This is a genomic window from Blastococcus sp. SYSU DS0510 (assembly GCF_054050835.1).
The window spans coordinates 99,299-110,913 of the sequence record NZ_JBJHAC010000002.1; the positions used below are offsets into that span (position 1 = coordinate 99,299).

At 75.1% G+C, this 11,615-nt stretch carries 7 protein-coding genes; all 7 read right to left on the reverse strand.

Annotation, left to right across the window (positions count from 1 at the left end; genetic code table 11):
• Positions 1-68 precede the first annotated feature (68 nt).
• Positions 69-1,355 (reverse strand): mechanosensitive ion channel family protein, encoded by a 1,287-nt coding sequence (locus ACI79P_RS02070; protein WP_456579383.1) that lies wholly within the window; start codon positions 1,353-1,355, stop codon positions 69-71.
• Between the two features lie 126 nt (positions 1,356-1,481).
• Positions 1,482-2,414 carry a MazG family protein gene (locus ACI79P_RS02075; RefSeq protein ID WP_456579384.1) on the reverse strand — a complete coding sequence of 311 codons (933 nt, stop codon included), beginning with the start codon at positions 2,412-2,414 and terminating at the stop codon, positions 1,482-1,484.
• A gap of 31 nt (positions 2,415-2,445) precedes the next feature.
• Positions 2,446-3,414: a peptidylprolyl isomerase gene (locus tag ACI79P_RS02080; RefSeq protein ID WP_456579564.1), complete on the reverse strand. Its 969-nt coding sequence runs from the start codon at positions 3,412-3,414 to the stop codon at positions 2,446-2,448.
• A gap of 57 nt (positions 3,415-3,471) precedes the next feature.
• Entirely contained in the window at positions 3,472-7,026 is a 3,555-nt protein-coding gene (mfd, locus tag ACI79P_RS02085; protein ID WP_456579385.1) for a transcription-repair coupling factor, read from the reverse strand.
• A 187-nt stretch (positions 7,027-7,213) separates the two neighbouring features.
• Positions 7,214-9,931 (reverse strand): PKD domain-containing protein, encoded by a 2,718-nt coding sequence (locus ACI79P_RS02090; RefSeq protein WP_456579386.1) that lies wholly within the window; start codon positions 9,929-9,931, stop codon positions 7,214-7,216.
• 265 nt (positions 9,932-10,196) lie between these two features.
• Positions 10,197-10,766: an aminoacyl-tRNA hydrolase gene (gene pth, locus ACI79P_RS02095; RefSeq protein WP_456579565.1), complete on the reverse strand. Its 570-nt coding sequence runs from the start codon at positions 10,764-10,766 to the stop codon at positions 10,197-10,199.
• An 86-nt stretch (positions 10,767-10,852) separates the two neighbouring features.
• The gene (locus ACI79P_RS02100; RefSeq protein ID WP_456579387.1) at positions 10,853-11,566 is read right to left on the reverse strand and encodes a 50S ribosomal protein L25/general stress protein Ctc; all 714 of its coding nucleotides are present in this window, start codon (positions 11,564-11,566) and stop codon (positions 10,853-10,855) included.
• Positions 11,567-11,615: the final 49 nt, after the last annotated feature.

Below are 11,615 nucleotides of genomic sequence, written 5' to 3' on the forward strand. Positions count from 1 at the left end.
CCGGAGCGAGGGATGGAGAACCGAGCAGCGATCAGTCGGGCCGCCCGGCACAGGTCGTTGCCCCCGGATCAGCGCGCCGGCGGTACCGGCCGCTGCTCCGCGGTGCCGCCGTCGGCGGCCGCCCGGTCGTGGCGGGCGCGCTCGGCCTGGTCCTCCTCGCTCGGCCCGCTGAACGCTTGCGAGCGCTTCCGGGCCTCCAGGCTGCCGGTGAACAGCCCCTCGTTGGTGGTCGGCCCCCGGTCCGCCGGCCTCGCCGGCCGCGGTGCGGTGCGGGGGTCGGGCGCCGGCCGCGGTCCGCGCCGCTCCGGCGCCTCGTACCCGGCGGCGCCCTCGTTGCGGACCCGCGGCAGGGCGTGCGGCGCCTCCCGCTGCAGCCAGCCGACGAGCCCCTCGCGGACGGCGCAGCGCAGGTCGAACAGCGTCCCCGCGTCCTGTGCGCTGACCAGCACCCGCACCCGCACCAGCGAGCCGACGGCGTCGGTCACCTGCAGGACCTTGACCCGCTGGTCCCAGTTCTCGTCGTCGGCGACCAGCCGGTCGAGCTCCTCGCGCATCCGGTCGAACGGCGTCGTCCAGTCCACGTCGAGCTCGACGGCGCCGAGGACGGCGGACTCCTTGCGGGTCCAGTTCTCGAACGGCGTGGTGGTGAAGTACGTCGAGGGCAGCACCAGGCGCCGGTCGTCCCAGATGTGCACGACGACGTAGGTCAGGGTGATCTCCTCGATCCGCCCCCACTCGTCCTCCACGACGACGACGTCGTCGACCCGGATCGCGTCGGTGAAGGCCAGCTGCAGGCCGGCGAAGACGTTGGCCAGCGAGGTCTGGGCGGCCAGGCCGGCGACGATGGAGATGACGCCCGCGCTGGCCAGGATGCTGGCCCCGGCGGCGCGGGCGCCGGGGAAGGTCAGCAGCATCGCCGCGACGGTGAGCACGGCGACGAGGACGGCGGCCAGCCGGCGCAGCAGCGAGATCTGCGTACGCACCCGCCGGGCGTGCCGGTTGTCCGCGACGTCGACGTCGTACCGGGCCAGCCAGGCGTCGGCCGCGACGAAGACGGCGACCGCGACCAGCCAGCCGATGGTCGCGATCACCGCGAGCACCAGCACGTGGACGACGACCTCCGACCAGTCGCCCAGCTCGTTCGCCGCCTCCAGCACGACGGTCACCGCGCCGAGCACCAGCAGCGCACGCAGCGGGGTGCGGCCCCGGCGGGAGAGGTCGGCGGTCACCGGCGAGCCGCGGCCCACGCGCCGGACCACCACGCCGATGAGGACGCCGAGCAGCCAGGCCACCAGCGCGGCGCCGGCGAGGACCAGCAGGACCTGCCAGGTCTCCGACGGCAGCAGGCCGGACACGCCCTCGACGGCCTCGTCGGGGCCGACGGGGTCGGTCGCGGGGGCGGACAGCGTGGCGGGCAGCGGACCGGCTCCTCTCGAGGCAACGGCGCAGGTGCACCACGCTAGCCAGCCGGGGACCCTCCGTCAGTCCGGCGTCCCCGCATCGGGTCGGTCCGCGGCGGCGGCGTCCAGCTCCCCGGCGTACCGGCGCACCGCCTCCCGCAGGGCGTCCTCCACGTCCCACCCCCGGGCCTCGGCGGCGGCGACGACGCCCAGCAGCCGCTCGCCGAGCGCCTCCGGGCTCGTGTCCGGCAGCTCGGCCGGCTCCGGCGTGGGCAGACCCACCCGCCCGGCCCGGCGCACGAGGGCCGCGCCCCACGAGGCGGCGGGCTGCGAGCGGGAGACGCCCTCGGTGGGCGAGCGGCGCTGCTTCTCCGCCTTCTTGATCTCCTCCCAGCCGGCCTCGACCTGCGCGACATCGCGCGGCCCGGCGTCCCCGAACACGTGCGGGTGCCGGCGCACCAGCTTGTCGACCAGGTCGCCGGCGACGTCGTCGACGTCGAAGCCGCGCCCGTCGTCCTCCTGCGCCACCCGGGCGTGGAAGACGACCTGGAGCAGCACGTCGCCGAGCTCCTCCCGCATGGCCGGGTAGTCGTCGTCGACGATCGCGTCGTAGGCCTCGTGCGCCTCCTCCAGCAGGTAGCCGCGCAACGAGGCGTGGGTCTGCTCGGCGTCCCACGGACACCCGCCGGGCGAGCGCAGCCGGTCCATGACGGCGACGACGTCCAGCAGCCGCGCGCCGGGCGGCGCCGGCGCCCCGGCCACCGCGGGGACCCCGGGGAGCGCGGCCGCCTCGTCCGGCGACGCCAGGCAGACGACGTCGTCCTCGCGGGCGGTGGCGGCGTCGGCACCGGGCAGCTCCTCGACCGCGACGCCGGCGGCCCGCAGCATCGCGGCCTCCGCGGCGGCGCCGGGCAGCGCGACGACGGGCCGGGGGCCGGTCACCGCCGTCCAGCCGTCCGCGCCCAGCAGCGCGGGGAGACGGGGGTCGACGGTGACGACGAGGGCGACGGGCACCCGCCCAGTCTCCGGGAGCCGGACGCCGGGGCTACTCGACGGGGGTCGTCCCGTCCTCGAGGATCTCGACGACCCCCGTGCCGCCCGGCAGCAGCCGCCCGTCCTCGTAGACCGCGTAGCGGGGGTTGACCGTGATGTCGAGGTCGGCCCGCACCTCCTCGAGGAGCGGTGCGGCCGCCGCCTCCACCTCCTCGCCGGCCGCCTGGACCAGCTGCGGCCGGAGCTCCTCGAACGACGGGTAGACCGTGCCGGCGCGGAAGGCGACGACGACCCCGCCGGCCTGGGGCACCGGCACCGCGACCGCCGTCCCCGGTGCCGCCCCGGCGAGCGGCTCGGCGAGCGGGCCGGGCAGCTCGCCCGGCGCCGAGCGGGTGAGCTCCGGCAGCGTGAACTGGCCGGGGAACCTGGCGGCCACCGCGGGGTAGCTCGCCGGGTCGGCCGCCAGCTCGGCGCTGACCGCGTCGGCCGTCGCCTGGTCGGGCACGGTGATGATGCCGTACTCGACCTGGCCCACCTGCTCCCGGACCTCCTCGTAGCGGGCGCGCAGCGCGGCCTCGTCCACGGGTTCCGCCGCACCCTCGCCGATGGCGATCTCCTGGCGCACCAGCTGCTGGCGCACGCTCTCGCGGACGTCGGCCGGGGAGATGCCCTGCGGGGCGAGCCGGGCGTAGACGGCCTCGGGGTCGCCGAAAAGCTCCTCGATCCGGCGGGTCAGCTCGGCGTCGGTGATCTGCGCGTCGAACCGCTGCGCCGCGGCGTCGTGCACCTCGCCCTCGAGGAGCAGGCCGAGCACCTGGACGGTGAAGTCGTCCTCCCGCCCCGCGACGGCGGCGGCGATCTCGGGGTCCTCGAGGCGGTCGTCGACCTGGGCCTGCAGCTCGTCGACGGTGATCTGCTCGTCGCCCACGTAGGCCGCGACGTCCGGCGCCGACCGGCACCCGGCCAGGGCGAGGACGGCCAGGAGCGCGGCGGTGCCGGCACGAGCGGTGCGGTGCTGCATCACGCGGCGAGAGTGCCACACCGCATGTGACCTGGACCGCAGGCCGCCCCGGCCCGGCTACGCGGCGACAGGCTGTTCGAGCACGGCCCGCAGGACCGAGTGCAGGTTCTCCAGCAGGGCGACGTCCCGCAGCGGGGTCCGGCGGTCGGGGCCGACCGGCACCTTGAGCGAGATCATCCGCACGGCCGCCTTGTACGAGGCGCCGTCGGCCAGCCGGGCCAGCCGCATCTGCTTGGACTCCGGCAGGTCGACCGGGCCCACCCGGACGGTGCGGCCCTGCAGCGAGACCTCGGTGATGCCCAGCGCCCGCATCGCGACCCGGAACCGGGCGACCGCGAGCAGGTTCAGGACGGGTGCCGGCGGGGCGCCGTACCGGTCGGTGAGCTCGTCGAGCACGGCCTGCGCCTGATCCTCGTCCTGGATGGCGGCGACCTTGCGGTAGGCCTCCATGCGCAGCCGCTCGCCCGGCACGTAGTCGTGCGGCAGGTGTGCGTCCACCGGCAGGTCCACCCGCACCTCCACCGGCTCGGCGGGCGCCTCCTCGCCGGTCACCTGCGCCCGGTAGTCGGCCACCGCCTCCCCGACCAGCCGCACGTACAGGTCGAAGCCGACGCCGGCGATGTGCCCGGACTGCTCGCCGCCGAGCAGGTTGCCCGAGCCGCGGATCTCCAGGTCCTTCATCGCCACCGCCATGCCGGCGCCGAGGTCGGTGTTGTTCGCGATGGTGGTGAGCCGGTCCACCGAGGTCTCGGTGAGCGTGCGGGTGGGGTCGTACGTGAAGTACGCGTAGGCCCGCTCCCGCCCACGCCCGACCCGGCCGCGGATCTGGTGCAGCTGGGAGAGCCCGAAGGTGTCGGCGCGGTCGACGATCAGCGTGTTGGCGTTCGGGATGTCCAGGCCCGACTCGACGATCGTCGTCGCCACCAGGACGTCGTACTCCTTCTCCCAGAAGCCGACCATGATCCGCTCGAGCTCGTGCTCCTTCATCTGGCCGTGCCCGACGGCGATGCGGGCCTCGGGCACCAGGTGGCGGATCTTCGCCGCGGCCTTGTCGATCGACTGCACCCGGTTGTGGATGACGAACACCTGGCCGTCGCGCAGCAGCTCGCGGCGGATCGCCGCGGCCATCTGCTTGTCGCTCCACGCACCCACGTAGGTCAGCACCGGGTGCCGCTCCTCGGGCGGGGTGAGGATCGTCGACATCTCGCGGATGCCGGTGAGGCTCATCTCCAGGGTGCGCGGGATCGGGGTTGCCGACATCGACAGGACGTCGACCGCCGTCCGCATCGTCTTCAGGTACTCCTTGTGCTCGACGCCGAAGCGCTGCTCCTCGTCGACGACGACCAGGCCGAGGTCCTTCCACCGCGTGGTCGGCTGCAGCAGCCGGTGGGTGCCCACCAGGATGTCGATCTCGCCGGCGGCGAGCTGCCGGAGGATCTCGGTGGTCTCGCGGTCGGACTGGAACCGGGAGAGCACCTTCACCGTCACCGGGAACTGCGCGACCCGCTCGGAGAAGGTCTTGAAGTGCTGGTTGGCCAGCAGCGTCGTCGGCACCAGGACGGCGACCTGCTTGCCGTCCTGGACCGCCTTGAACGCGGCCCGGATGGCGATCTCGGTCTTCCCGTAGCCGACGTCGCCGCAGATGATCCGGTCCATCGGCACGGTCTGCTGCATGTCGGCCTTGACCTCGTCGATCGCGGCCAGCTGGTCGGGCGTCTCCTGGAACGGGAAGGCATCCTCCAGCTCGCGCTGCCAGACGGTGTCGGGGCCGAAGGCGTGGCCCTGGGTGGCCATGCGCGCCGAGTACAGGCGGATGAGCTCACCGGCGATCTGCTTGACCGCCTTGCGGGCCGAGCTCTTCGTCTTCTGCCAGTCGGCGCCGCCGAGCTTGGACAGCGCCGGGGCCTCCCCGCCGACGTACCGGGTGAGCTGGTCGAGGGCGTCGGTGGGCACGAACAGCCGGTCCGGCGGCTGGTTCCGCCGCGACGGCGCGTACTCGACGATCAGGTAGTCCCGCTGCCCGCCGTTGACGGTTCGGCTGATCATCTCGATGTAGCGGCCGACGCCGTGCTGCTCGTGCACCACCAGGTCGCCGGGCTGCAGCTGCACCAGGTCGACGGCGTTGCGCCGGCGGGCGGGCATCTTCACCGCGTCGCGCATCGTCGTGCCGCGCTGGCCGGTCAGGTCGTGCTCGGTGACCAGCGCCAGCCCGACGCCCGGGAAGGCGAACCCCGCCTCGAGGTTGCCCTGGGTGACGTGGGTGAGCCCGGCGTCGGGAGCGGCGGCGAGGTCGGGCACGAGCCGGACGCCGAGCTCGGCCTCGGTGAGCTGGTCGGCCGCGCGCTCGGCGGGGCCGGGGCCGGCGAAGGTGACGACCACCCGCCACCCGTCGCGGTGCCAGCCGCGCATGCGCTCGACGGCGGCGCCCTGGTCGCCGTGGAACCGCTCGACGGGCGTCGCGTCGAGGGTCACCTGCCGCTCGTCGGCCGTGTCCTCGTCCCCCACGCCACCCCCGAGCGCGAAGACCCCGGTGGTCCACCACGGCAGCCCGCGGGTGCGGGCGGCGGTCTCCACGTCGGCGAGGTCGCGGAACGACGACGCCCCGAGGTCGAGCGGGGCCTCCCCCGCCTCCGCGGCGGTCGCCCACGAGGCGGCGAGGAACTCGTCCGCGGTGCGCACCAGGTCGGCGGCTCGGCTGCGCACCCGCTCGGGGTCGCAGACCAGGACGTGGGTGCCCGCGGGCACCAGGTCGGTGAGCAGCTGCATGGCGGCGTCGCCGATGAGGGCCGGGGTCAGCGACTCCATGCCCTCGACGGCGATGCCCTCGGCCAGCTTGCCCAGGACCTCGATCAGGCCGGGGTGCTCGACGGCGAGTGCAGCGGCGCGGGCCCGCACCTCCCCGGTGAGCAGCAGCTCGCGGCACGGCGGCGCCCACAGCCGGTCCGGCCGCTCGTCCAGCGAGCGCTGGTCGGCGGCGGAGAAGTAGCGCAGCTCGTCGACCTCGTCACCCCAGAACTCCACGCGCACCGGGTGCGGCTCGGTCGGCGGGAAGACGTCGAGCAGCCCGCCGCGGACGGCGAACTCGCCGCGCTTCTCGACCAGCTCGACGCGGGTGTAGGCGGCGTCGGAGAGCGCCTGGGCGATGTCGTCCAGCCCGGCGGAGTCACCGGGCTTCAGCTCGACGGGCACCAGGTCGCCGAGCCTCGGCGCCAGCGGCTGCAGCACGCTCCGCACCGGGGCGACCAGCACGTCGATCGTGCCGTTCTGACCGGGGTGGGTGAGGTCGCGCAGGATCGCGAGGCGCCGGCCGACGGTGTCCGCCCGCGGGCTGAGCCGCTCGTGCGGCAGCGTCTCCCAGGCGGGGAAGGTCTCGACCCGGCGGTCGGGCAGGAAGCAGCGGAGCAGGTCGGCCGCCGCGTCGGCGTCGCGCTCCCCCGCCGTCACCAGGAGGACGGGCACCCCCGCGCCGCCACGCGCGGCGAGCGCGGCGGCCACCAGCGGCTGCACGGGCGGCGGTGCGGTGACCGCCAGCTCGGCGTTCCCGGCCGCGGCCACGACGCGGGCCACGCCCGGGTCGGCGAGGACGACGTCGAGCACGCCGCGCAAGGTCACGTCTGTTCTCCCGGGGGTCCTTCGATCACGGAGGTCGGCCGCGTGCAGCACAGCGGTCCGCCACCGACCAGGCTAATCCGCCGAGGGATGTGTCCCGGCCCGCGGCCGGTGACCCCTGGAGACGCCGAACGGCCGGCCGGCGGGATCGATTCCCACCGGCCGGCCGCCCGAGCGCCGCGCCGCCCCGTCAGACCACGGGGGCGAGCACCACGGTCAGCATCACCGCCCGGCTGCTGGGTGCCGACACGGTGGCGGTCAGGCCGCCGACCGGCCCACCGCCCACCGGAGCGCCGCTGTCGGCCACCAGCGTGGCGACGTCACCGTTGCCGGCACCGGCGATGTTGCTGCGCTCGCTCAGCTCCGCCGGTGGCGTGAACTGCCGCCCCTCCGGCCCCTTGTCCGACCAGATCGACAGCACCCAGCTACCCGCCGCCGCCTCGGCCACCGGCGTCGTGTGGGCCGTCCCCGGCGACCACCCGCCGGCGGCGCCCGTCACCGACGCCACCGGGCCCGTGGCGGCCGTCCCCGAGTAGGCCAGCAGCTGGAGCGTGACCGCCGACGACGTTCCCCCCAGGTCCACCGTCACCACGGACCCGGCATCACCTGCCGCCGCCACCCGGGAGAAGACCTGGGTGGTCATCGCGGTGGCGTCGGCCTGCTGACCGCTCAGGGCCCAGCCGGCCGGAGGGGTCCCCGTCACCGCCGAGTTCGTCGACAGCACCAGGACCAGCCCGTCGCCGGGCCGCACCGCCGCAGGCACCTCCACCGCGACCTCCGTCACCGGACGTGCCGCGACACCGGCCGAACCACGCAAGCCGATGCCGGCGCCGACCGGGGCGGGGGCCACCGTCACGGTCGCCTCCGCCGTACCGATGCCCCCGGAGGCGTCGGTCACCGTCAAGGACACCAGGTAGTCCCCGGCCGCGGCGTACGCGTGCTCCACCACCGGGCCGGTCGCCGTGGTCCCGTCACCCAGGTCCCACGCCCACGAGGTCACCGGCCCGTCCGCGTCCGACGACGCCGACCCGTCGAACTCGCACGTCAAGCCGGCACACGTGGAGGTGAGCACCGCCTCCGGCGCGGACCCGACCGGCTCGGCCGGATCGCCGGGGTCGGCCGGGTCGACCGGCTCGGCGGGCGGAGCCACCTCGTCCGCCGCCAGCACCACCGTCAGCATCACCGCGCGGCTGCTGGGCGCCGACACGGTGGCCGTCAGCCCCCCGACCGGCCCACCGCCCACCGGAGCGCCGCTGTCGGCCACCAGCGTGGCGACGTCGCCGTTGCCGGCACCGGCGATGTTGCTGCGCTCGCTGAGCTCCGCCGGTGGCGTGAACTGCCGCCCCTCCGGCCCCTTGTCCGACCAGATCGACAGCACCCAGCTGCCCGCCGCCGCCTCGGCCACCGGCGTGGTGTGCGCCGTGAGGCCCGCCCCGTCGGCCGCACCCGTGACCGAGGCCACCGGCCCCGAGGCGGCGGTGCCCGAGTACGCCATCAGCTGCAGCGTGAGCGCCGACCAGGTGCCGACCGAGACCTCGACGGTGGAGCCGGCGTCGCTCGCCGTGGCCACGCGGGTGAAGACCTGCGTGGTCATGGCGGTGCCGGCGGCCTGGCCACCGGCCGGCGTCCAGCCCTCCGGCGCGGTCCCGGTCGCCGCGGAGTTGGTGGAGAGGACCAGCACCAGGCCGTCGCCGGCGCGCACGGAGTCCGGGACGTCCACCGACGCCGCCGTCACCGGCCGTGCCGCCACACCGGCCGAGCCGCGCAGGCCGATGCCGGTGCCCACCGGAGCAGCCGTCACCGTGACCGTCGCCGTCTCGCCATCGGCTGCACCCTGGGCGTCGGTGACCGTCAGGGCCACCGTGTACTCACCGGCCGCCGCGTAGGTGTGCACCGGCGCCGCCTCGGTGCTGGTGGCACCGTCCCCGAAGTCCCACGCGTAGGAGAGCGGTCCACCGTCCGGGTCGGTCGACTCCGCGGCGTCGAACGAGCAGGTGAGCTCGGCGCACGAGGAGGAGATGACCGCGGCCGGCGCCTGGTTCGCCGTGCCGGACGCGGGCTGCAGCAGGAGCGTCAGCATGGTGGCGCGACTGCTCGACGTGGGCACGGTCGCGGTGACCCCGCCCACCGAACCCGCCGGCACGGGAGCGCCGCTGTCGGCCACCAGCGTGGCCACGTCGCCCCGGCCCCCGCCGGCGAGGTTGCTGCGCTCCGTCACGCCCTGCGGGGCCGTGAACTGCCGCGCCGAGGACCCCTTGTCCGACCAGACCGACAAGACCGCCTCGCCCGTGACGCCCGGTAGTCCGACCTGCTGCAGGACCGTCAGGAGGACCTGGGTCACCACCAGGGCGCCGTACCACGCGGCGCGCCGGACGGCCGAGGTTCGCCCGGCCGGGTCGAGGATGCGGTGATCGATGACGTCGAAGGCCAACAGGGCCAGGATGAACACCCAGAGCGCCTCCGCCAGATCGGTCACGACGCCCGTGTGGTTGAACGCCACGACGAGCACTAAGGCTCCGGCCGAGAGCCACCCCGCGAGCCGGGCCGGCAACGGCCGCCGCAACTGCAGGTAGGGCACCAGCAGGGCCGCGGCGAGTAAGGCCTCGTTGAGCGTGCGCATCCGGCTCGGCAGGTCGCTGGCGAGCAGAGCCAGGCCGATCGCCACGCCGACGACGGCCGCGAGCGCGGTCAGAGGCCACTGCCGCCGGTGCCGGGCGAGTCGCGGCCGGGCGTACTGGACCCACAGCACGAGGAGGAGCGCCAGGAGCACCCCCTCGCTGTTCCGAGCGACGAGGGAGGCGACGACGTCGGGCAGCACGGCCGGCAGCAGCTCCAGGAAGACACCGAGGAGTAGCACAGCGAGCAGAAGGCAGAAGGCAGCCGAGAGCTGCCGGGCGGAGGGTCGCACGCGGGCAGGCTGGCACCGGGGTACGCCGCGACCAACCTCGCTCACCCGTCAGGGGGGTGGCATCCTCCACCGCACGCATCCCACCATGAGGTTGACACTGAGTAACGGGCCCCAACTCAGGTGGCACCCTCAGGCGTGTCTACCAGCCGCGCGCCCGCCCCCTGCACGCCCGCGTCGTCGACCGCTCCGGCAGCGCACAGCGCCCCGACCGAGGCGTCAACACGCACCGTCACGCTTTACCCGATAGGGCCGTGCGGGGGCGCCGTCAGGTGCGGGGGTGCACCTGGTTCTGCGCGGCCTCCAGGCCGGAGGTGAGGAGGAGCTCGGTGGCGTCGGCGGCCTCGACCAGCACCAGGTCGAGCTCCTTGCGCTCGGTCGCCGAGAAGTCCTTGAGCACGTAGTCGGCGGGGTCCTGCCGGCCCGGCGGGCGGCCGATGCCGACCCGCACCCGCAGGTAGTCCCTGGTCCCGGTCGAGCGGGTGACCGAGCGGAGCCCGTTGTGGCCGCCCTCCCCACCGCCGCGCTTGAGCCGCACGACGCCGAAGTCGATGTCCAGCTCGTCGTGGATCACGACCAGCTGCTCGGGCGGCAGCTTGTGGTAGTCCAGCAGGCCCCGCACCGGTCCGCCCGACTCGTTCATGTAGGTCGACGGCACGGCGAGCACGACCCGCCGCCCCGCCAGCCGGCCCTCCCCGGAGAGCGCGCGGGCGCGCGCGCCCTTGCCCGCCGCGAGCCGGATGCCGGCCCGGCGGGCCAGCTCCTCGAGGACCATCGCGCCGACGTTGTGCCGGTTGCCGGCGTAGGTCGGACCGGGGTTGCCCAGACCGACGACCAGGTAGGGGCCCTCGGGAGGCGGGGACGCCGCAGGGGCGCCGGCAGTGCCGGCGCCCCTGCGGTCCGTGCTCTCGGTCAGCGGATGCCTCAGTCGTTCTTGCTGTTCTCGGCGGCGTCCATCGACTCGCCGCTGCCCTGGTCGAGGGGCTCGGGGACGACGTCGCCCTCGCCGGCGCCCTCGGCCGCCTCGTCGGACTCCTCGCGCTCGATGCCGGCCTCGGCCTCGGCCTCGGCGAGCTCGGCCTCCAGGGCCTCGGCCGTGGGCGCGCCGAGGAAGCCGATGACGAGGGCCTCGGGGTCGGTGATCAGCGTGGAGCCCGCCGGCAGCGCGAGGTCACCGGCGGTGATGTTCTGCCCGGCGTCGCGGCCGGTGACGTCGACCTCGATGCTGTCGGGCAGCCTCGTGGCGTCGGCCTCGATCTGGACGGTGTTCAGCTGGTGGTTCGGGATGGCGTCCGGCGCCGGGGTGCCGACGACGACGATCGGCACGTCGACGGTGGTCTTCTCACCGCGGCGGACCAGCAGCAGGTCGACGTGCTCGTGCACGCGGGTCAGCGGGTCGCGCTGCACGGCCTTGGTCAGCGCCAGCTGCTCCTTGCCATCCAGCACGATGGTCAGCAGGACGTTGCCGCCGCCGTTGCGCAGCGCCGCGGCGAACTCGCGCGCCGGCAGCGAGAGGTGGACGACGTCCTGGCCGTGCCCGTAGAGGACGGCGGGGACGCGGCCGGCGCGCCGGGTGCGGCGGGCGCTGCCCTTGCCGAACTCGGTGCGGGTCTCGGCCTCGAGACGGAAGTCAGCCACGGTGGTGTGCTCCTCGGGTGGTGGATCGGTCTGCGGTCCGGCGACCGGG

What these genes read in the sequence shown, in the direction of transcription:
- ACI79P_RS02080 (WP_456579564.1), bottom strand. Translation starts at nt 3,414, where the DNA reads ATGCAGCACCGCACCGCTCGTGCCGGCACCGCCGCGCTCCTGGCCGTC.